General features: G+C 51.9%; 17 protein-coding genes. 15 read left to right on the top strand and 2 right to left on the bottom strand.

Annotated elements, in window-relative coordinates:
• From SD425_RS23660 to ccsA, 7 genes are all read left to right on the top strand, one after another.
• On the top strand, window positions 1–3,282 hold the full coding sequence (locus SD425_RS23660) for a hypothetical protein (protein ID WP_324672950.1): 3,282 nt from the start codon (window positions 1–3) through the stop codon (window positions 3,280–3,282).
• Window positions 3,283–3,550: 268 nt separating this feature from the next.
• Window positions 3,551–4,192: a heme exporter protein CcmB gene (locus SD425_RS23655; RefSeq protein WP_324679598.1), complete on the top strand. Its 642-nt coding sequence runs from the start codon at window positions 3,551–3,553 to the stop codon at window positions 4,190–4,192.
• 149 nt (window positions 4,193–4,341) lie between these two features.
• Window positions 4,342–5,013, top strand: coding sequence for a cytochrome c biogenesis protein (locus SD425_RS23650; RefSeq protein WP_324679595.1), 672 nt, complete (start codon window positions 4,342–4,344; stop codon window positions 5,011–5,013).
• Window positions 4,994–5,230, top strand: a complete 237-nt coding sequence (locus SD425_RS23645; RefSeq protein ID WP_324672948.1) for a CcmD family protein — start codon at window positions 4,994–4,996, stop codon at window positions 5,228–5,230. The genes SD425_RS23650 and SD425_RS23645 overlap by 20 nt, the downstream gene beginning before the upstream one ends.
• Before the next feature lie 128 nt (window positions 5,231–5,358).
• Window positions 5,359–5,784, top strand: coding sequence for a cytochrome c maturation protein CcmE (locus SD425_RS23640; RefSeq protein WP_324672946.1), 426 nt, complete (start codon window positions 5,359–5,361; stop codon window positions 5,782–5,784).
• Window positions 5,785–5,810: 26 nt separating this feature from the next.
• Window positions 5,811–6,758, top strand: coding sequence for a hypothetical protein (locus SD425_RS23635; RefSeq protein WP_324672944.1), 948 nt, complete (start codon window positions 5,811–5,813; stop codon window positions 6,756–6,758).
• Between the two features lie 104 nt (window positions 6,759–6,862).
• Window positions 6,863–9,463, top strand: coding sequence for a cytochrome c biogenesis protein CcsA (gene ccsA / locus SD425_RS23630; RefSeq protein ID WP_324672940.1), 2,601 nt, complete (start codon window positions 6,863–6,865; stop codon window positions 9,461–9,463).
• 128 nt (window positions 9,464–9,591) lie between these two features.
• Here ccsA and SD425_RS23625 read toward each other — a convergent pair whose 3' ends face one another.
• Window positions 9,592–11,499: a T9SS type A sorting domain-containing protein gene (locus SD425_RS23625; protein ID WP_324672938.1), complete on the bottom strand. Its 1,908-nt coding sequence runs from the start codon at window positions 11,497–11,499 to the stop codon at window positions 9,592–9,594.
• 220 nt (window positions 11,500–11,719) lie between these two features.
• Window positions 11,720–13,999 carry a T9SS-dependent choice-of-anchor J family protein gene (locus SD425_RS23620; RefSeq protein ID WP_324672936.1) on the bottom strand — a complete coding sequence of 760 codons (2,280 nt, stop codon included), beginning with the start codon at window positions 13,997–13,999 and terminating at the stop codon, window positions 11,720–11,722.
• Window positions 14,000–14,190: 191 nt separating this feature from the next.
• Here SD425_RS23620 and SD425_RS23615 point away from each other — a divergent pair, with 191 nt between their 5' ends.
• The 8 genes from SD425_RS23615 to purH all read left to right on the top strand — a co-directional run bounded on the left by SD425_RS23615 (window position 14,191) and on the right by purH (window position 20,677).
• Window positions 14,191–15,003 carry a Rossmann-like and DUF2520 domain-containing protein gene (locus SD425_RS23615; protein ID WP_324672934.1) on the top strand — a complete coding sequence of 271 codons (813 nt, stop codon included), beginning with the start codon at window positions 14,191–14,193 and terminating at the stop codon, window positions 15,001–15,003.
• 60 nt (window positions 15,004–15,063) lie between these two features.
• Entirely contained in the window at window positions 15,064–15,393 is a 330-nt protein-coding gene (locus SD425_RS23610; protein ID WP_324672932.1) for a 2Fe-2S iron-sulfur cluster-binding protein, read from the top strand.
• A gap of 96 nt (window positions 15,394–15,489) precedes the next feature.
• The gene (gene iscX / locus SD425_RS23605) at window positions 15,490–15,726 is read left to right on the top strand and encodes a Fe-S cluster assembly protein IscX (protein WP_324672929.1); all 237 of its coding nucleotides are present in this window, start codon (window positions 15,490–15,492) and stop codon (window positions 15,724–15,726) included.
• Between the two features lie 55 nt (window positions 15,727–15,781).
• Window positions 15,782–16,273: a 3-deoxy-D-manno-octulosonate 8-phosphate phosphatase gene (locus SD425_RS23600; RefSeq protein ID WP_324672927.1), complete on the top strand. Its 492-nt coding sequence runs from the start codon at window positions 15,782–15,784 to the stop codon at window positions 16,271–16,273.
• A 126-nt stretch (window positions 16,274–16,399) separates the two neighbouring features.
• The gene (locus SD425_RS23595) at window positions 16,400–16,594 is read left to right on the top strand and encodes a cold-shock protein (protein ID WP_086597166.1); all 195 of its coding nucleotides are present in this window, start codon (window positions 16,400–16,402) and stop codon (window positions 16,592–16,594) included.
• Window positions 16,595–16,724: 130 nt separating this feature from the next.
• Window positions 16,725–17,630: a geranylgeranylglycerol-phosphate geranylgeranyltransferase gene (locus SD425_RS23590; RefSeq protein WP_324672923.1), complete on the top strand. Its 906-nt coding sequence runs from the start codon at window positions 16,725–16,727 to the stop codon at window positions 17,628–17,630.
• Window positions 17,631–17,751: 121 nt separating this feature from the next.
• The gene (locus SD425_RS23585) at window positions 17,752–18,966 is read left to right on the top strand and encodes a BamA/TamA family outer membrane protein (RefSeq protein WP_324672922.1); all 1,215 of its coding nucleotides are present in this window, start codon (window positions 17,752–17,754) and stop codon (window positions 18,964–18,966) included.
• Window positions 18,967–19,141: 175 nt separating this feature from the next.
• On the top strand, window positions 19,142–20,677 hold the full coding sequence (purH, locus tag SD425_RS23580) for a bifunctional phosphoribosylaminoimidazolecarboxamide formyltransferase/IMP cyclohydrolase (protein ID WP_324672920.1): 1,536 nt from the start codon (window positions 19,142–19,144) through the stop codon (window positions 20,675–20,677).
• Window positions 20,678–21,054: the final 377 nt, after the last annotated feature.

Below are 21,054 nucleotides of genomic sequence, written 5' to 3'. Positions count from 1 at the left end.
ATGAAGCACTTATCCTATTCTTGGTCTTCTGGCATTAGCCGCTCGACGAAGGGCGCCGCGACGGTAGTGCTAGGGCTTTTATTGCTAGGTGGCACAGCGCAGGCCCAAACCGCGCAGGAGGGGTTTGGACGGGTGCGCATCCAGTACAAAGACTTTAACTGGCAGCAGCTCAGTACCCAAAACTTCAACATCTACTACTACGCCGGCGGCGAAACCGTAGCGCGCCGAACGGCCGAGTACGCCGAGAAGGAGTTGCAGCGCGTCACCTCGCTCATCGGTTATTATCCGTATTCAAAGACCACGATCATGCTCTATAACTCCGTGGGCGACCTACGGCAGAGCAACATTGGTCTTTACGCAGACAAATACCAGACGGGAGGCGAAACCTCGCTGCTGCGTATGAGCAAGGTGCAGATAGCTTTTCAGGGCCAACAAACCTTGTTTAAGCGGGACTTGAGCTTTCAAATTACCCGCGTGCTGCTCAACGATATGATGTACGGTGGTTCGTTGAAGGAAGTGCTTCAGAGCACGTACTTGTTGCAGCTACCCGATTGGTTTGTGAGCGGGGCTTCGTCTTACGCGGCCGAAGGCTGGAGCATGGAGATGGACGACTACATGCGCGACATGACGCAGAAGTACGAGGGCACCAAAACGGCACCGTTCTTCTTGCGTAACCCGCAGCTAGCTGGCCAAAGCGTGTGGAACTACATTGCCGAGCGCTACGGCTACACCACGGTGCAGAACATTCTGAACCTAACACGCATCACCCGCGACGTGGAAGTAGGCATCAGCAGCTCGCTGAATGTGCCTTATAAGGTATTCCTGAAAGATTGGTTGAGCTACTATCGGCAGCTAAACGCCCAACCACAGACGGCCTTCGTGCAGCCTGAGGAGAAAGCGCAGGTGACGAAGACCAACCGCAAGAACATTGTCTACTCGCAGCCAGTGCTTAGCCCAAATGGCCAGCACCTAGCGTACGCCCAAAATGACCGGGGGCGTTACCGAGTGATCGTAGTGAACCGGGATGGATCGGGTCGGACGGTCATTCACCGCAATGGCTACAAGACGCCCGACCAGCAGGTGGAAAACCGCTTACCTGTGTTGGCTTGGCGTGGCAACAACCAAGTGGCAGTAGCAGAGATGGTGAAGGGGAACATGACCCTCCACCTACAGCAGGCTTCTGGCGCCGGACCTCTGGGTTTGCTGGTGCGACTGCGCGCGGCCTTACCTAGCTTCCGCAAAAGCACATCCGTTTTCCAGCCTTTCCAGCAGGTACTCGACCTAACGTATTCGCCTGACGGTAAATCGTTGGTATTTAGTGGAGTGCAAAACGGGCAGAATGACCTCTATATACTGCGGGCAGGCAATCGGCGGGCAGAGAAGCTGACGGATGATGTGTTCGACGATGTGCAGCCAACTTTCTTGCCCAATGGTGCAGGGGTTGTATTTAGCTCTAACCGCTGGCTAGATTCGGCGGGTACGGCCAAAGGCAATTTCGGCAGCGTAGTGAACAACTACGACCTCTTCTTGTATCACCTTGATGGTCGGGCTCAGCCCATGGAGTCACTCGTGAGCACTATTTCAAACGAGTCGCGTCCGCGGGCTATATCCGATGATGAGGTACTCTTTTTGGGTGAAGAAAGTGGCGTCCGTAGCATCTATCGGTTGTCGCTGAGCACCAAGAAGCGTACGCCCGTGAGCAGCTTCCTGCAGAATATAAAGGATTACGACTACAACGCTACCACCGGCGCATTGGGCTTTGTCGCCAATGACCGGGCGCGGGAGTACGTGTATGTGTATCCTAAGTACGCACTACCGGATACCCTAGCTTTGTACAAAACGGCGCGCCAGGAAACACTGGAGGAACGCTCGCGGCCAAAGCCAGCACCTAGGCCGCAAGCCACCAAACCCGTTGCCGTACAAGACCCGGCTGCCAACGGTACGGAGCAAACCAACCAACCAGCTGCCCAGCCCACGACGCCAAAACCGTCTAATGGGAAGATCAACACCAGCGACTATCAGTTTGACGACGATGTACCCGCTTCGCAGGCCACGCCGCGTCGCAAGCGTTCAGCCACGGTCGTAGCGCTGCCCACAGCTCCGCCCGTGGATGCGTATGCTGTGTCGGGGCCGTTCCGGTATGATACGCGCTTCAGCATCGACAATGTAGTGTCGTCCATCTACAATGATCCGCTCCTAGGTATCGGGTTGGTGGCACAGGCCAACATGTCGGACATGTTCGAAGATCACCGCATCCAAGCCGGCATCTTTGCACTTACTGACCTGCGCACCAGTAGCATTTCGGCTTCCTACACCAACATGAAGCATCGCTACGATTGGAGCATCAGCTACCAGAAGCAGGCTTACTTCTTCGATGTGGTGAACGGACGTATTCGTTACGGCCGGCATGAGGTATCGCCCAACATTGCTTACCCACTCACGCATAACTTAAGCTTGCGCGGCGGCCCGCGGTTTGTCAACCTGAACCGGACGCTGCAAAATGAGCTAACCACCGAGAACGATATTAATCGGAACTACATCGGAGCAAGCGGCGAGCTGGTGTTCGACAATGCCATTGCGACGGGCGTGAACATGTTGGAAGGCACCCGGATGAAAGTGGGTATACTACAACTGAACAGCCTCGATAGTAAAAACCAAAACTTCGGTAAGATATACGTGGATCTGCGGCACTATCAGAAAGTGCATCGGCAAATCATCTGGGCCAACCGAGCTAGCTACGGTCAATTTATTGGGAGTGACAAGCAGACCTTCCGCCTTGGCGGTATGGATAACTGGCTGAACACGCGCTACGACGGCTCACGTAACTCGAACGACCCGACTACTGACCCGACGGATATTTTCTACCAACAGTTCGTAACGAACCTGCGTGGCTTCAACTACAATAAGCGGACTGGTCCTAAGTACATCCTGTTCAACTCGGAGTTGCGTATTCCTATCATTCAGTATCTGTCGCGCAAACCGATTTATTCAGGCTTCTTCCGCAATCTACAGCTGACGGCTTTCGGCGATGCTGGCTCGACGTATTCTGGCTCGAATCCCTTCAACGAAAACAACTCGTACAACACGCAGGTACGGCCTAGCAATGGCAACGCCTTTTCTGCTGTCGTAACGAACTTCCGCAATCCGTTACTGATTGGCTACGGCTTTGGCATGCGCACGACGCTGCTTGGCTTCTACGGCAAAGCGGATATGGCCTGGGGTCAGGAAGATTACAAACAGACCGGTCCGAAATTCTACTTCACCCTCGGATACGATTTCTAACCTAGGTATCTAAGTCATAGAAGAAAGCCACTGGAATATTTCAGTGGCTTTTTTGTGGCTTATACTGCCTCTGCACGCAAGCTCTAGTGAGGCTAGTGCTTGCGGCAAGCTATTTCTCATCGCTCAACTAGCTATAGTAGTTGTAATGCTAATAGAACAAGGAGAATAATAGCTTGGATTAGAGACCATCCCGCGCTTGGGTTGTATCTTTGCAGTCCGGTTCATTATTCTTCCTGCCGTGCTACTCCTCCGCGAGATATGGTATTTGATTCAGAAGGACTTCCGCTTGGAATGGCGGCAGCGCGCCGCTCTGAATGGGATGCTGCTCTACGTCGGCAGCACGGTTTTCGTCTGCTATCTGAGCTTTGCGTTGCGCGGCGGTGAGCTTCCCGTGCCCGCCTGGAATGCACTTTTTTGGATCATCCTGCTCTTCACCGCTGTGAATGCCGCGGCCAAAGGCTTCTTGCAGGAAAGTCGCGGACGCTTACTCTACTATTATACGCTGGTACGGCCGCAGGCAGTTATCCTGGCCAAGATTGGCTACAACGCCTTATTACTGTTGGGCCTGTCGTTGGTTGGCTTGGCTGTGTACGCGGTAGTGCTCGGCAACCCGGTGCAGAACCTAGGTCTGTTCGTAGCCAATGTGATGTTAGGTGCTCTCGGCTTTGCGACTACCCTCACCTTGGTGTCAGGTATCGCCGCCAAGGCTAGCAATAGCAGTACGCTTATGGCGGTGCTAGGCTTCCCTTTGATGATTCCGATGCTGTTGTTGCTGATCAAAGTGTCGAAGAACGCTTTGGACGGCTTAGAGTTTGAGGCGAGCAAGGGTTCGTTGCTGACGCTGGTCGCACTGAACCTAATAGTGACGGCTGTGTCGTATTTGCTGTTCCCATTTCTGTGGCGCTCTTAGGGAAAGATAAATGAAAAACCAGTCAGCAATAGCGCCCCAGACAGCACGAATTGAGGAAGGTATGTGTTGGATGATAGGCAACCATGGGCCTCCTGCGGCAGGCATTCGCTAGGGCCTATTTCTTTACTCATGGATTTGAATACATGTTCTTGAAAACAAATTGGTGGAAAGCAGGTGCTGTGTTGTTGCTGGTGTATACCACAATAGCCGGGTTGCTCATGCCGGTGCCACGGCTGCCTATTTTGAACGAAAGCATCCGCAACCTCTATTTCCACGTGCCGATGTGGTTCGGGATGACCATCATTCTGGCTACCTCGGTGTACTACTCCATCCGGTACTTGCGCACCCCAACGCCGCAGTTGGATATCCTGTCGCACGAGTCTGCCAAAACGGGTATTTACATGGGCATCGTGGGCCTAGCTACGGGCAGCATTTGGGCCCGCTATACCTGGGGTACGTGGTGGACCAATGACCCCAAACTCAACGGGGCGGCCATTGCCATGCTGATTTACGGCGCCTACTTGGTGCTACGCTCTTCTTTTCAGGATGAGCAGCAGCGGGCACGCATCAGTGCTATCTATAATATCTTTGCTTTCGCGGCGGCTATGCCGTTGTTCTTTATTCTGCCGCGTCTCACCGATTCGCTTCACCCCGGCGCGGGAGGCAACCCCGCTTTTGCCAAGTACGACCTCGACAGCAACATGCGTATGGTGTTTTACCCGGCCGTAATCGGTTGGACACTACTCGCCTTCTGGGTTACGCAAGTTGCCTGCCGTTTCGCTTTCCTCAAACTAAAGGTTTATGAAAAACAGCTTGCGTAATGCCGTGCTGTTGCTGGCGGCGCTACTGCTGCCTGTGATGCACGCCTTCGCCCAAGTCCCTGCCGCTGACACGCCCGAAATGGCAGATGCGCTTCGGCAAAGCGGCAAAATCTACGTGGTGGTTGCCGTCATAGCGGTCGTACTTACGGGCTTACTGGTGTACCTCATTTCTCTCGACCGCAAAATTGGCCGGTTAGAACGGGAGCTAAAAGATTAAGTACAGTTGCTGTAGCAACGACCTAGCCTCTTGGCGCCAGCTATTTCTGATAAGGATTTCTCTTTGCACTTACCTATTTAGACTACTCGGCCTAGAAAGCCAGACCTGCGTTTTCCGCTTTTTTGCACATGAAAAAATCGCACATTCTCGCCATTGCCGTCATTGCGCTTGCAATCGGAATTATCATGAGTGCCGCTGGTGATGCTAGCGTTTACGTTTCGTTCCGGGAGGCGCGCGACCGCGCCGCGGAGGGTAACCTGACCAAAGTTCACGTGGTTGGCCGCTTGCCCCGAGATGGGCAAAAGCAGATCCTAGGTCTGGAGTATAACCCGACGCTGGACCCCAACTATTTTGCCTTCACCTTGGTTGATACCAACCGGATTGCGCAGCGTGTGGTGTACTTCAATCCGAAGCCTCAAGATTTTGATAAGTCGGAGCAAGTAGTGATTACAGGCGCCATGCGCAACGACATTTTTGTAGCTGATAAGATCCTGCTCAAGTGCCCATCGAAGTACGTGGAGAAGGACATTCAGGGGGCTACGGCGTCGCGTTAAGTAGATTCTAACTAAAGTTGTCGCTGATGTCATTTGCTACCTATTGTCCGTTCCTGATGTTGCCGAGCCTTACCTTGGTGGCAACAACGGTGCAGGCGCAAGTGGCAAACGACGACATCGAACAACGGCGGGTGCTGCGGACGAACGAGACTGTTAGATCGAATACCACCAACTGCACTGTGCAGTGGTCGTGCGTAGACGAGAAGCTAACGGGTAAGTGCATCGAATATCACAATGACCAATGGTTCGAGTTTACGCCACGTGTGTCAGGACGCTACTTCGTAAATATCGGTGGCCAGAGCTGCCGCGACACGCGTGGTGTGCAACTGGTGGTACTCACGGGTACGCCTTGCCAGCCTAGCACGTATCAAGTGCTTTCGTGCACTTCGCTAGGGAGCCAAGACGACGTATTTATAACCTTAGATTCTTTACGTGCCGGAAAGCCCTATCTGCTTGATGTGGATGGGTACCTGAAGGATTTTTGTGAGTTTACCTTAACTGTTAGTGATCGTGCGCGTGGCGTACCGGCTACGGTACCACCGGTTCTCTCTAGTGTCGCTCCCTCAAGCAGCCGAGTAGTTATGTTGCGTTGGACTTTGCCTGATTCGTTGGAGCAGGTGCGTCAGTTTCGGATTCTGCGCCGAGAGGCAGCTGCTTTTCGCGCGAGTGAGCAGGCAACAGTCTCCATAAACCGCACTACATATGGCGCTAACGCCCCGGACTACACTTGGACAGATACGCTTTTAACCCCTGGACGCTACCTTTACCAAGTGGTAGCGGAAAGCCCGAATACAACGGAGCCGGTAATTTTACACCAGCAATGGTATGCTTACACCCAGCCGATGCCCAAAGCAAAGCTCAGTACGAGGCTTAACCAGCGAGCAGAAGCCCAGGCAACGCATGCACAACAAAGCTGGGAACGGCGAAGTCATCGGGCGCGTTTGAAACGACTGCGCTCTAGGAGTAGAAATTAATCAATTGTTATGAGTTCTACCATCAGATTAGCAAAGGCAGACAACCACTTGCTAAACCATGAAAAGAAGAGCTTCATAACACAACGTTTATAATTGAGAATTCCATGCTAAATACCTTCATAGGCGACTTAGGGCACCTAAGTGTCATTGTGGCGTTTGTAGCGGCTACAGTGGCGGCGTATTCCTATTATATGGCTGCCCGCAATCGGCCGCTGGGGGAAACGGATGCCCCGTGGCTGAAGCTAGCTCGCGGAGCATTCTTCTTGCACGGCGCGGCGGTAATCTCTATCGTGTGCTGCCTGTTCACTATCATCTACACGCACCGCTACGAGTACTACTACGCTTGGAGTCACTCTAGCAACCACTTGCCGGTGTACTACATGATTTCCTGCTTCTGGGAAGGGCAGGAGGGAAGCTTCTTACTTTGGATTTTCTGGCAGGTATGCTTGGGCTTCGCCATCATGCGCTACAATAAGCGCTGGGAAGCACCAGTAATGGCTGTGTTTGCTGGCGTGCAGCTTTTCCTGACGTCCATGATTTTGGGTGTGGTGCTGCTGAACGTGAAGGTTGGCTCTTCGCCTTTCATCCTGCTGCGTGATTTCCTGACGGATGCCCCTTTCATTCAATCTAATCCGAACTTTATTCCAAAGGATGGTACGGGCCTGAACCCACTGCTCCAGAACTACTGGATGGTGATTCACCCGCCCACGCTGTTCCTAGGTTTTGCGCTTACGATAGTGCCGTTTGCCTTCGCTATTGCCGGGCTATGGAAAGGTGAGTTTACCAAGTGGGTGAAGCCAGCCTTACCCTGGGCGTTATTTGGAGGCTTGGTGCTTGGCGTGGGCATTATGATGGGTGCCTATTGGGCTTACGAAACCCTGAACTTTGGTGGCTATTGGAACTGGGACCCGGTTGAAAATGCCGTATATATTCCGTGGCTGGTGCTAGTGGCTGCTATTCACGGCATGGTGCTGTGGCAGCGGAGCAAAACCGCACTACGCACATCGTTTGTGCTGGTTATCACCACCTTTTTGCTGGTGCTGTACGCTACTTTCCTAACGCGTAGTGGTGTGCTCGGCAATGCGTCTGTACACTCCTTCACCGACTTAGGTCTATCCGGGCAGCTGATCATCTACCTAGCTGCCTTCGTAGTATTGGCTGTAGGCTTGCTGATCTGGCGCTGGAAAGAAATTCCTGTTTCTGAAAAGGAGCTTACGACCTACAACTCGGAGCTATGGGTGTTCATTGGCGCAACAGTGCTCTGTCTAGGTGCCTTCCAAGTACTAGTCACAACGAGCATTCCCGTTTACAATGCCTTCCTAGGTTTTATCGGCATTAAGTCGAACCTAGCCTTACCCGCCGACCAAATTGCTCACTACACGAAGATTCAGCTTTGGATGGGTGTATTCGTGGCTCTGCTGTCGGGTATAGCCCAGATCATGTGGTGGCAGAAGAACGACAAGGAAAGCTTGGCTAACTCGCTGACGGTACCAGGCATTCTTACGCTGCTAGGTGCGGCCCTCGTCATTTTGCTTGTGCAGTACAACAAGCTACAGATGGGAGCCGTGTACATCGTATTGTTAACCACTGCGCTGTTCGGCGTGCTGGCTAATTTGAGCATGATTCTGACGCTGCTGAAGCGCAAAGTAAGTCTGTCGGGTGGGGGAGTGGCACACATTGGTATTGCCCTGATGCTCCTCGGTATCTTGGCTTCGGCCGGCTATTCAAACATCATCTCCAAGAACTCGTCGGGGCTGGTGTATTCCAAAGAATTTCCCGAGGATATTAACCGTGACAACGTGCTGCTGTGGCGCAACGAAACTGCCGCAATGGATGGCTACGATGTGAGCTATACTGGGCAGTATTTCGATGTACCTGGCCTACCAGACTACGTAAACAAGGAGCTGATATTCCGCACAGATGATGAGTTCAAAGCCCTAGCTCGAGCCGAAATCAAACAAGGAAACAAGGTGTACTACAAAGCCGGCGACACGTTGGAGCTACGGCCGGAGAACACCTACTACCGCGTAGAGTACAAAGACAAGAAAAGCGGCGAGAAATTTACCTTGTTTCCACGTGCTCAGGTGAATGAGGAAATGGGCGGCTTGCTAGCTTCTCCCGACATCAAAAAGTTTGCTGGCCACGATATCTATTCGCACATCAGCAGCGTGCCTGACCCGCGCAAGGAGAAAGACTGGAGTGAGGTGAAAGAACACGTGCTGAGCGTGGGCGACACCATTTACCTGAATGACTACTTTGCCGTGCTGCGCGCCGTAGAGCCCGCTCACCAAACCGCAGGGTTAGACCTGAAGGCCGGTGACCTAGCTATTCAAGGTGACTTTATCGTGTATGGCGAGAAGAAGAGCTACCATGTGCACCCCGTGTTTGTGGTGCGTAACCGGATGATCGGTCGCGTTGCTGACGAAGTAGAAGACCTAGGTCTGCGCCTCGCTTTCCTCAACGTCGATCCTACGAACAAGAAGTTCACCTTCGGCGTGAGCACCACGCAAAAGGATTACATCATCCTAAAAGCAGTCGAGAAGCCCTTCATCAACTTGCTGTGGAGTGGTACCCTGCTCATGGGCCTAGGTTTTGGGATGGCCATGGTGAAGCGGCGGCGCGAGGCAAGCGTAAGTTCGCAGGTGCCAACACCTGCTGTTCCGCTTAAAAATCGTCCTGCTAAGCCTAGCCGTCAAGTAGCCTAAGACGCATTAGCAGCAAGCTTGCCGGTCACGGTTTGTTGTTCTCGAGGGGATAAACAGATCGTCAGATAAGTAGAAACAAAAAGAGCCGCCCATCGGGCGGCTCTTTTTGTTTCGGATAATACGTGTGACTACTCAATCACTAGTTTTTGGATGGTGTACTGGTCACCATTTTGCACCTTCAAGTTGTAAACGCCAGAAGCTAAGTTTGCTAGGTTCAAGGTATTCGTAGCCTCATTTTTCGCCGTGCCCGTGTATACTGTCTGCCCAAGTAGGTTGCTCACTTGTACCTGCAAAGCACCCTTGGCTGCTACACCATGGATAGAGAGCGTAACAGTGCCGGTGCTCGGGTTAGGGTACACCGAGATGGCGCGCTGGAGTTCTGGTGAGTTAGCCGTAACCGTAGTGAAAGAAACTTCCATTGCTAACCGCGCTGGAAAATCGATGTCGGCTAGCGAAAGCCAGTTAGTACCATCCTGGGTGTAGTAGAAGGTGCCATTACGTATCGGATCTTCTATTTGAAAGCCTAAGTTGACGCTGTTGGTTATTTCTTTTACCCCGACGAAGAAGTTACCTGTTACGACTGTCGGAGGAATCGTGATGGTTTCAACCGCAGCGGCGGCAGCACGGGTGCGCGTCGCGGAGGTATACACTGGCGCCCCAGGAGTACCACCACTACCGGAATTGTAGATTATTACTTGGTAATCAGCAGTTGTAGTGCTAGTAGGGAAAGTGAGTTTAACCTGGTTAACCGCAACGGGGCGGCTACTCAAGAACTTAGTCGCAAACGCAACGTTAGGTCGGTCACCAAGGCCGAGCGGGTAAGGTGATGGCTGTGTATCGTCTATGTACGCTATGGTGCTAGGCGTTACTTGCTGCGTATAAACGTCGGTGTTGTTGCTAGCGTCATCATCGGTGGGCACGCTCACGGTGAGGTTGTTCGTGCCTTGGGTAAGTGTAGCAGGATAAGGATCGAAGGTGACAGTAGCCGTAGCACCAGGGGCAATGGAGGTGATACTCTTAGAATTCGTGAAGGTGTTAGCGCCCGCTACAGCCAAAGTAACAGGCACATTGGTACGAGTTGTAGTCCCGATATTAGTGACGGCGGCCGCTACGGAATGAGGGAGCGAAACGGACGTTGAGAGCTTACCCAACGTGTAAATAGTGCTCAGGTACAAGTCGTTCGATTTCGCAGGATTGAAGCGGTAGATAAGTCCTGTTGGTGGGACTATTGCGCTGCTGACATTGAATGCGTCTGAGTTGGCTAGGTAGAAGTTGTCTTGAAAGCTAGCGTTAACCCAAGGTGTGGTTGACTCTTTAGTAGCCGTGAGCAGATTGCCATTGGTGCTGTTCGTGCCCTTTATACCAACGGCAGCCAACTTAATAGCTGTCGAGGTGCCTCCTGTAGTCGGGCCATAGATGAAATCAATGATGTTAGACGATTCAGATAGCCAAATCTGAAACTGCATGTTGGTGTAGATCGGGCCAACATTTGGTTTTCCGGAAGCCACGGGGCGTGCTTTGTCTTGCACGTTTTTCCATTGGATTACACAAACCCGGTTTGGCGCAGTACCATCCGTAATCACCCGATATTCTGCTGGAGAGGTACCACTCTGTAAATCTTCATTGAATGGCACCAGTAAGTTGGCGTCCGAAGAATCGAAGGGCCCACCGAAGCCAGTTTGTGCTCCCTCAAAATACGAGCTGCCCGTTGGAGCGCTGTTACCTAGCTTAATGAACCCATTGGTATTAAGCACAAATTGGGTAAAGCTCTGGCCATTGTAGTTAAAAGTAAAGCCGATGTTCTGGGGCGCTGAGTTGGCATCGTCTGTGTTAGGCGTAGCGATAACTGTACTGGGAAAGCTAGCTAGATCGATGTAGGGCGACGATGCGGGCAGCGTTCCAACCTGCACACCATATAAGTTGTAGTTGAGGCTTTGTGCTTGGATGGCTGTGGCAGCGCCAACCGTTAGCAGTGCAGCAAAGGCCAGCCTGATCCATCTAGAGCTAGCTTGGCCAAAACAGTACTTCTTTTTCATAGACAAGGGGGAAAGAAAATTCTGATGAGCTGGTTTGGGGGAATTGACTTACGCGCTAATATCCTGCTATTTCGCTGTATTCAACATGAATTTTGGTCGCTAAGCGCGCAAAGGGTACAGCTAAAAGGCCTTCGCACAAATGTTACGCACTAGCTGCCGTACATAACGAAAAAGGCAGCCTCTCGGCTGCCTTTTTTAGTAGAAAAGAAGTAGGAAGGAGTTATTCGATTACAAGCTTGCGCATCGTGTATTCGTCACCGCTCTTCACCTTCATGTGGTAAATGCCGGCTGCTAGCTTTGATAAATCTACTGGCTGCTGGTCACGGTTGTTTACCAAGCTTGCCGTATGTACCAGTTGGCCGAGCAAATTGGTCACCTCGACTTGCATAGCTCCTTTGGAGTTGGTTGCGTGCGCATCGAGCATAAATACCCCGCTGCTTGGGTTCGGATACACGCTGATAGCCCGGTCAAATTCGGGGGAGTTGGTTGCCAGCACTTGCGAGATGCTAACGTCGTCAACCCACAAATAGAATTGGTCAACAGCGCTAATGGCGTGGAAGCCGATGTAGTAGTTGCCACTAGTTGGTGCTACAATGGGGGCTACTTGCCCAGCCGCTTGCCCCGATGTTGCCGTGACGTACGTGCTGTTGATGATGTTCGTATTGCTGAAGATGGTGGTTGTCTGGCCAGCTGGTGTTGTTGTAGCGCCAAACTTTACCTCCAAGCCTTCCGGGAAAGTTGCCGACTGTGCACGGTATCTGAACTGGAGCTGATAACGCCTTCCAGCCTGCATAGCAATGGGAGGAGTGAAGAACCAGTCATCAGCAGGGTTGTTGGAGCTATAAGTATAGCGCATGGCGTTCGGAGCTGAGCCAGTAGCATCAGCTGTTACAGCCCAGGTTCGGGCGTCCGCGTTGATATCGGCTACCGTAATGCCGCAGGGGAGCGTATTAACAGCAACTGCATCGAAGTTCTCGAGGTAAGGAGCCGTGACGACGGGATTGACACAAGAGGTAGAAAAGGCAATAGGACCTACTAACGTACTCCGGTCGGTGCTACCACAGTTGGCGCGGACGTAAAAGTCATAATTGGTGCTAGAAGCCAGGCCAGTCAGGCTGATAGGCGAACCTGCCACGGTCGTGCCGCCCGTGGTAGGGGCAGGAGCACCTCTAGGCACTACCCAGTAAGTAAAACCAGAGCCATTGGTTGGTCCAGTTAAAGTGACGGTAGCAGTTGTGCCGGTAATACTGCCGATTGTAACAGCCGTGGGCGGCAAGCAAGTAGCGAGGGTCGAAAAGGTAGCTTGGTCGCTCAGAACGCTCTGGCCAGCTGTGCCGCCGCAGTTTGAGCGTACGTATACTTGGTAACGTGTGCCCGGAGCTAGGCCACTGATCGTAACGGGCGATGCCGTGGCTGGGAGTACCGTACCACCGGTGGCAGGGTTAAACCCATAAGGACCATAAATCAAGCTAAAGCTGGTAACGCCGCTTGGGCCTGTGAAGGCTACGGTAGCACTAGTAGTTGTCAGATTGGAAACAGCTACGTTGGTTGGGTAGCCGCAGGTAACAGCGCCACCGATAGTTACTTCCAATGCTAGGCGCGTTCGTAGAGTGGTTGTGCCTACGTCTGTCCAGGCTCCGCCAGCCGCAATCTGGTAGAAAGATGTGCTAGCGCGCAGTGGATCTTCGAGCTGGTACGCCACGCCCACATTCGCTGGCCCACCAGATGCCGTGCCTACTTCGCGGATTGCTAGGTAATAAGAACCCGTAACGGCTACGGAAGGAAGCGAAACAGTTGCGGTGCTCAGCTGACCAGTGGTGCCTGCGATAGTGGGGCGCGTTTGGGTCGGCGACGTATACAAGGCTGTGCCAGGCGTACTGCCTGCACCAGCTGCATCGAATACTTGTACTTGATATAAGGTGCCTGCAGTACCCGCATTTACAAACGTTATCTTCGCCTCGTTCAGGGTAACAGGTAGGCTCGTCGTGAACTTTGTTGCCAGTGCCCCACCGGGTGCTGTGCTGCTCACCCCAACCCCAGTGACAACGTAAGGTTTGGTTACGTCAATCTGCGTAACTCGAGTGGTGGTTACCTGCTGTTCGTACGTCTGAGTATTGTTGGTGTTGTTGGCATCAGCGGGCACACTGACCGTTACAGTATTCGTTCCCAGGGCTAGAGCAGCGGGATACGGATCGAAGGTAACTAGCGAGGTAGCACCTGCCGCTAGCGTGCTAATAGTCTTGGTGCTGGTGAAGGTATTCGCCCCGGTTACCGTGAGCGTTACAGATTGGTTGGTGAGAGCCGAAGTGCCCGTGTTTCGGACGGCTGCTGCTACCGCATGCGGCAACGAAGATGGCGTGGCAAGCTTACCGAGCGTGTGGATCGTCAGCACACTCGCATCTTGTGCTTGCGCTGTGCCCAAACCAACACTGCAAGCGGCAGCTAAGGCTACTTGCTTCCAGTATGACTGGAGGCTCTTCCAAATGTAAAATTGTTTCATGATAGGTAATTGAGGAAGTGATAGAAAAAGAGATAAGCCCATTGCAAATAGGTAGTTAGCTAGTTTGTGATGTTAATATGTGTGGATATTCTTAAATCCTAATGCGTTATTGTGAAAAACATACTAAAAGTCTTTATAATGTTTTATTCTGCTGATAATCAGCCTAGGTATAGTGTAAATTCGCTTTTCTCATGCTCACGATAGTACTAGTAGGAACCGGTCGGGTCGCCACTCAGCTAGGTCCGGCGCTCATGCATGCTGGTCATCAGGTTACCTATGTTTGGAGCCGCACGCTAGCAGGTGCCGAGCGGCTAGCAACCGAGCTGCCAGGGGCGGAAGCTGGTAATAGTCTCGATCTGCGTGCCTACCCTGCTGACCTTTACCTAGTTGCTGTACCCGACGCAGCCATACCTGCTGTTCTGGCTGAAGCTAGGTTCCCGAGTGGCGCCTTGGTGGCGCACACTTCTGGAACGGTACCACTACAAGCATTCGCTCCCTACAAGGACCTACGCGGTGGGGTGTTCTACCCATTGCAAACCTTTAGCCTAGGTAGGCAAGTAGACTGGCAGATGGTACCACTATGCATTGAAGCCACAGATGCTGCCAGCGAAGCCACACTGCTGGCTTTAGGGCACGAGCTAAGTCAGCAGGTAGCGCGTGTTGCCACGCCTCAACGGCAAGCGTTGCATGTAGCGGCGGTGTTTGCCTGCAACTTTACCAACCACCTGCTAGGTATCAGCCATGCCTTGCTCACCGAAGCAGACTTATCGTTTTCGTTGTTAGCTCCCTTGGTGCAGGAAACCATCGATAAAGCCTTTTTACATCCGCCTTTTTCTGTGCAGACGGGTCCGGCTGCTCGCGGCGATGAGCCCACCCTAGCTAGTCACCAGGCTGCATTGGCTGCTCACCCTCGTTGGTTGGCGCTATATAAAGTGCTGACCGATAGCATTAAGGCAGAAGCTTTAGACGATGCCACAAACAATGAGGAGCCGTTACAGCTTTGATTCGCGGGCGGGGGTGCGTACCTTCGTGCCCGCATTTCGCTCCGCTCAAGCATTTATCCTGTGCAAGTCGCCAATATTACTTTTCAGTTTCAGGACGGCCAACTTTCCCAAACGCACGTTGCGGCCCAAGGGGAATCGGTGCTGGACGTCGCCCTCAACAACGGGATTCAACTGCAGCATAACTGCGGTGGCGTTTGTGGGTGTAGCACCTGCCACGTGTACGTAGTGAAGGGCGAAGACTATTTGCCTGAAATTTCCGACAAAGAGGAAGACTTCATTGACCGGGCCGTCAACCCACGGATCAACTCACGGCTAGCATGCCAGTGCGTTATCCAGACCTCCCAAGAAGTAGTCATTCTTGTGCCCCCGCAAGACTTCTTGGGCCACTAAGTAGCGCTCCGATCAACGGACAGAAGCGCTATACTGTGCTTCTGGTCAGTTTCAGCTCGGCGCTACATACCATAAGCTAATCAGCATCTCACTACTATGAACCATTTTGAGCCACCCATCCAATGGGGCGACCATGAAGATATTGCCATGGCGCTCTACGAGAAATTTGGGGACGACTTTACGGAGGCTAAAATCTATCGTATTCGCTTCACAGAATTGCTGGAGTGGATTCTAAGCCTACCCAACTTTGCTGGTACGCGTGAGCAGGCCACCGAAGGACACCTTGAGCAAGTTCAAGCGAAATGGGTGTACGAATGGCGTGACAACCAATAATTGCGAGGGCTTTTAAGAAAGCGCTAAGTGTCACGCATTAAGTAGCAGCACCTCAATGAGTCTTCCTGATTTATCCGCTGTTCGAGCTTTTGTTCTTGATGTGGATGGTGTACTAACAGACGGTACACTGCTAGCTCTCAATTCCGGCGAGCAAGCCCGAACCTTTCATATTCGGGATGGATACGCTATTCGGCATGCCGTGGCTAAAGGCTACCGAATTGTCGTGATTTCAGGGCGGGAAGAGGAAGGGGTACGCCGCCGATTGGAGTCGCTGGATGTGCACGACATCTACCTAGGTGTAGCCGATAAGATGAAGATCTTCAACAACTACATCAATCTGAACCGGCTTGACCCTATGTACATTGCTTACATGGGCGATGATATGCCGGATGTGGAGGTGATGCGTCGGTGTGGCGTGGCTGCTTGCCCCAGCGATGCTGCCACTGATGTTGCGGCCATCAGCAACTATGTTGCGAGCTTACCCGGCGGAAAAGGAGCGGTACGTGAGTTAATTGAGGCCGTTATGAAGGCGCAAAACACCTGGTAAACAAGCGCTACAGTAGAATGGCTACTAACACAATATTATTGAGTTAGGCCGCGTTTGGAGGCGCAGTTGCGATTTTATAAAAGTCCTTTATCTTTACAAAATCATCCATTCACCACTTTTATTTTCATGAAAACAGGAACCGTAAAATTCTTTAATGAGTCGAAGGGCTACGGCTTCATTACAGAAGACGCTACGAAGGAAGATTTCTTCGTGCACGTAACCGGCCTTAACGGGGGCCAGATTCAGCAAAACGACCGTGTGGAATTCGACACGCAGGAAGGTCGTAAAGGCGTTAACGCTATCAATGTAAAAAAGCTGTAAGCTAGTCTTACGTATTTTTTTGCTTGCTAGAAAGCCTCTCCGTGAACGGGGAGGCTTTCTTTTTTCTTTTGAAGTAACTAGCTAGAGTAGAGTAAGTAATTTTATCTTCCTAGGTGTTTTTATCAGCTTTATGCCTTACTCCGCTTCCTCTTCTTCGCCGTCCTCTTGGGTGCTGGCGTCTGGATTAAAAGGCGCGCGACAACTACTGCTACTGGTACGCTTTCCCAACTTGCTGCTAATGGCTCTGTGCTTGCTGCTGGTTCGCACGTGCCTACTGCATGCGCCTCTGCTGGAGATACGTTTCGGATTGATGTTGCTTGCTGCCTTGTGCATCGCAGCAGCAGGCTATATCATCAATGATTACTATGATGTGAAGATTGACGCCATCAACCGGCCCGACCGCCTAATCGTTGGTCGGTTAGTTAATCGGCGACAGGCAATGCTTGCGCATTTGATACTCTCAGGGGAGGGGGTGGTGGTAGCAGGCGCGTTGTCGCCCTTGCTAGGTCTTGTGAACCTAGGTTCCGCGTTGCTCCTGTGGGGGTACTCGGCACGATTCAAGCGGCTGCCGCTGGTCGGGAACCTAGCTATTGCGTTGCTCACCGCTGCATTGGTGCTCTTACCGGAGCTGCAACTGCGCACTGGGCATCTGACCGTATGGGTCTATGCATTAGCGGCCTTCTTATTGACGATGGTGCGCGAAATTATTAAGGATGTGGAAGATATGCGCGGTGATGCTCAGCACGACTGCCGGACATTGCCTATTGTTTGGGGAATTATCCGGACGAAGTGGGTGACGGGCTTTTTTCTGATGAGCTTGCTGGTCTTAGTGACCGGAGCAGCTTGGAATGCGCTTTCGCACGACAAGCTGGGGCTAGGGCTGTGGTTGGTAGTAGCCGTAATTGTTCCTTTGATCGGCTTAGGGCGTCTACTCGTACGAGCCGACCGGCGGCGGAATTTTACTCGCCTGAGCACTTGGTGTAAAGGAGTGATGCTAGCTGGGGTCCTATCGATGAGTTGGATGGCGTTCAGCTAGGATAACGTTTCTGGCTCAGCTTCGTTAGCAGAGAAATTCCTGACCAGACTTGGGGTTTCAAGTGCCCAATCCTGCGCTGGACTGACCGTCTTCATCCACTTTGTTCCGCTCACGCCCATCTATGCGCTTCCTCTACGTAGTGCTGCTACTGAGTACCTTATCTCGGCTAGCTTACGCCCAAACGGCAACTGATTCTGTTGCTACCACCGCCAACAGATCCGTTTCGGCAAAGCCGGCAAAAAGCAAAGCCGATAAGCCCGCTTTCTGGCCTGTACCACTCGCTTTCTACCAGCAAGAGACCGGTTTTGCGGCTGGCGCGGCTATCCTACCCATCTGGCGCTTTGGTACCGACACGACTGTACGTAAATCGAACGCTCGTCTTCTAGCTTGGTTCTCGCAAAAGAAACAAACTACTATCCAGCTTACGCATACCATTTTCACTCCAGAAGAGAAATTCTATTTCTCGGGTGAGCTAAGCTATTACGATCTGGTCTTCAACTATTACGGTATCGGCAACGATACCTATAAGAGAAACGAAGTACAGATTCAGTATCCACTGTTCGTATTCGACGAGAAGGCCCTAGCCAAAGTTGCTCCTAATCTGTTCGTCGGCCTGCGCTACCGCCTGACGAACCTAGGTGATGTAAAATTGAAGGACGAGCAAGAGTACACTGTTGGGAATCCTCCAGTCGTGTACGACCAACTCAGTGGCACTACTAATCTGCGTGGGCTAGGGGAGCAACGCAACGGCATCATCACCTCTGGCCTAGGTCCGGCCCTGCTCTACGACGGGCGCGACAACGTACTGGCCACGTACCGTGGTAACTTCATCGATGCACACATGCTCTTCAATGGCTCGTTGCTAGGTAGTGACTACAAATTCACTCGCTACCAGATAGATGCCCGCCACTTCAATCCCTTATTTGGGAGCAATAACACCATCTTGGCGCTGCAGTTCTTGGGTCAATATCACTCCGGTGATGTTCCCTTCCGGGAGCTAGGTGGTATGGGTGCTACTTTAGGAGGGTCGTTGTACAACAATACATACTTGATGCGTGGTATCTACGAAGCTCGCTTCCGCGACCGTCAGTTCTCGACTTTTCAAGCCGAAATTCGCCAGAAGCTATTTTGGCGGATTGATGGGGTAGCCTTTGCCGGTGTAGGACAAGTGGGATACAAAATCTCAGATTACACCTTTGATGGTACTAAAATAGCAGGTGGACTAGGCGCTCGTTTTCGCTTCAACCGCCGCGACCGGCTTAACATTCGTCTTGACTATGGTGTAGGTTCTGGCGGTAACTCCGGAATCATCTTCGCAGTTGGCGAAGCTTTCTAATAGAGCATAGATCAAATAAATAGTAACCACAGAAAAAGGCCCGTAGCAACTGCTACGGGCCTTTTTCTGTGACTATAGCAGTAAGGATATAAGGGAAAGGTAGGGCTGCAACTTGGGCTTAGCAGGGTACAGGTGCTACCTTCGCCGCATCAAACCAGCTTAATTCACTCTTGCTATGCAGTCTCAGCCAATTCGCGCCGCCCTCATCTCGGTGTATTACAAAGACCAGTTAGAGCCGTTGGTGGCGCTGTTAAAAGCGCACGGTGTGCAGCTTTATTCAACGGGCGGTACACAGAAGTTTTTGGAAGACCAAGGTGCTGAAGTGACGGCAGTGGAAAGTCTGACCGGGTTTCCGGCCGTGTTCGGTGGCCGCGTCAAAACGTTACACCCCAAAGTATTCGGCGGTATTTTGCATCGGCGGCACGAACCCAGCGACCTAGAAGAAGCCGAGCAATACGAAATTCCGCCAATCGACTTGGTTATCGTCGATCTGTACCCTTTCGAGGAAACTGTTGCCGCGGGCGCTCCAGAGGCAGACGTAATTGAGAAGATTGATATCGGTGGAATTTCTTTGCTGCGGGCGGCGGCCAAAAACTATCAGGATGTATTAGTAGTGAGCAGCCGCGACCAGTATGCAGCCGTCACAGAACTGCTCACCCAAAAGAATGGCGCAACAGAGTTAGAAGATCGGCGCTATTATGCAGCGGCAGCTTTCGAAGCTACTTCGCACTACGATACGCAGATATTCGGGTGTCTAAGCCAAGGAACTACGTTGCAGGATACGGCGCTCAAGATCAGCCAAAAACCAGCCACACCTCTACGTTACGGCGAAAACCCGCACCAAGCAGGTGCTTTCTACGGCGACCTAGCTGCCCTGTTTGATCAACTGCATGGCAAGCAGCTTAGCTACAATAACCTAGTCGACGTGGATGCAGCGGTGGCGCTGATTGCCGAGTTTACGGACGGACAACCAGCCTGCGCTATTCTAAAGCACACCAATGCTTGCGGCGTTGCACAAGCCGCGTCACTACACGACGCATACCTAAATGCACTGGCATGTGACCCCGTATCGGCATTCGGTGGCGTTATCATTGTCAATCAACCTGTCGATGAAGCCACGGCGGTTGAACTCAACAAATTGTTTTTCGAAGTACTGATTGCGCCGGAGTTTGACGAGGCGGCACTTCCGCTGCTCCAAAGCAAGAAAAACCGGGTGCTATTGCGTCAGAAGCCCGTAGCTTTTCCTGCTAAGCAGGTGAAAACGCTACTTAATGGCTTTATCGAGCAAGATGCCGACCGCAAGACTGAAACTGCTGCCGATTTCCAAGTAGTTACTCAATCAGCACCCACGAGTGAAGAAGTAGATGCCTTGGTATTCGCTGCCAAGATCTGCAAGCACACAAAGAGCAATACCATCGTACTAGCCAAGGCTGGGCAGTTGCTCGCTTCTGGCGTAGGACAGACCTCACGCGTAGACGCGCTCAAGCAAGCTATTGAGAAAGCGCGCACATTCGGGTTCGACCTTCATGGGGCAGTAATGGCCTCCGATGCGTTCTTTCCTTTCCCCGATTGCGTAAAAATTGCAGGCGATGCAGGCATTCGAGCAGTGGTTCAGCCGGGTGGCTCTATCAAAGACAAAGACAGCATCGCAGCCTGCGATGCCCGTGGAATGGCTATGGTAATGACCGGAGTGCGCCACTTCAAGCATTAATTCTCTGCGCAGCTTACCTAGGTTCAGACGAACCAAAAGCTTCTTGCTCGGCAGCCTTACCAATAACCTGCCGAGCAAGAAGCTTTTCTATTTAGCTAAAGGTGATTCTAACGATAACGCTTCAGTTAGAATGGTGTGCATTTGTACACTAACAGTAATTAGTATTTATACTTAGCAAACCTTTTAGTTGGTTCTAAATAGTTACCGCAAACGTTTCAGTAAATCACGTGTCGTTTGTTCATGTAAAATTTATATAAAAAAGCCACCTATTAGTCCAAAAGCGCGTATAAGGCTATAGTTACCTTTAGCTAGTACAAAAAAGAGTGTCACTTAGCTGTTACCGAATCTTTATCAAATATAAATTTGTCACTATGTAA

This window comes from Hymenobacter sp. GOD-10R (assembly GCF_035609205.1).
Lineage (GTDB): Bacteria > Bacteroidota > Bacteroidia > Cytophagales > Hymenobacteraceae > Hymenobacter.
Note: the sequence above shows the minus strand (reverse complement) of the source record. Positions and strands in the feature narration are given on the sequence as shown.

Excerpts from the sequence above, each read along its gene's own strand:
- SD425_RS23645 (WP_324672948.1), top strand. The coding sequence starts at position 4,994 with ATGAAAAACAGCTTGCGTAATGCCGTGCTGTTGCTGGCGGCGCTACTG.
- ccsA (WP_324672940.1), top strand. The coding sequence starts at position 6,863 with ATGCTAAATACCTTCATAGGCGACTTAGGGCACCTAAGTGTCATTGTG.
- SD425_RS23620 (WP_324672936.1), bottom strand. The coding sequence starts at position 13,999 with ATGAAACAATTTTACATTTGGAAGAGCCTCCAGTCATACTGGAAGCAA.
- SD425_RS23660 (WP_324672950.1), top strand. The coding sequence starts at position 1 with ATGAAGCACTTATCCTATTCTTGGTCTTCTGGCATTAGCCGCTCGACG.
- purH (WP_324672920.1), top strand. The coding sequence starts at position 19,142 with ATGCAGTCTCAGCCAATTCGCGCCGCCCTCATCTCGGTGTATTACAAA.
- SD425_RS23585 (WP_324672922.1), top strand. The coding sequence starts at position 17,752 with ATGCGCTTCCTCTACGTAGTGCTGCTACTGAGTACCTTATCTCGGCTA.
- SD425_RS23640 (WP_324672946.1), top strand. The coding sequence starts at position 5,359 with ATGAAAAAATCGCACATTCTCGCCATTGCCGTCATTGCGCTTGCAATC.
- SD425_RS23615 (WP_324672934.1), top strand. The coding sequence starts at position 14,191 with ATGCTCACGATAGTACTAGTAGGAACCGGTCGGGTCGCCACTCAGCTA.
- iscX (WP_324672929.1), top strand. The coding sequence starts at position 15,490 with ATGAACCATTTTGAGCCACCCATCCAATGGGGCGACCATGAAGATATT.
- SD425_RS23635 (WP_324672944.1), top strand. The coding sequence starts at position 5,811 with ATGTCATTTGCTACCTATTGTCCGTTCCTGATGTTGCCGAGCCTTACC.
- SD425_RS23595 (WP_086597166.1), top strand. The coding sequence starts at position 16,400 with ATGAAAACAGGAACCGTAAAATTCTTTAATGAGTCGAAGGGCTACGGC.
- SD425_RS23590 (WP_324672923.1), top strand. The coding sequence starts at position 16,725 with ATGCCTTACTCCGCTTCCTCTTCTTCGCCGTCCTCTTGGGTGCTGGCG.
- SD425_RS23625 (WP_324672938.1), bottom strand. The coding sequence starts at position 11,499 with ATGAAAAAGAAGTACTGTTTTGGCCAAGCTAGCTCTAGATGGATCAGG.
- SD425_RS23600 (WP_324672927.1), top strand. The coding sequence starts at position 15,782 with ATGAGTCTTCCTGATTTATCCGCTGTTCGAGCTTTTGTTCTTGATGTG.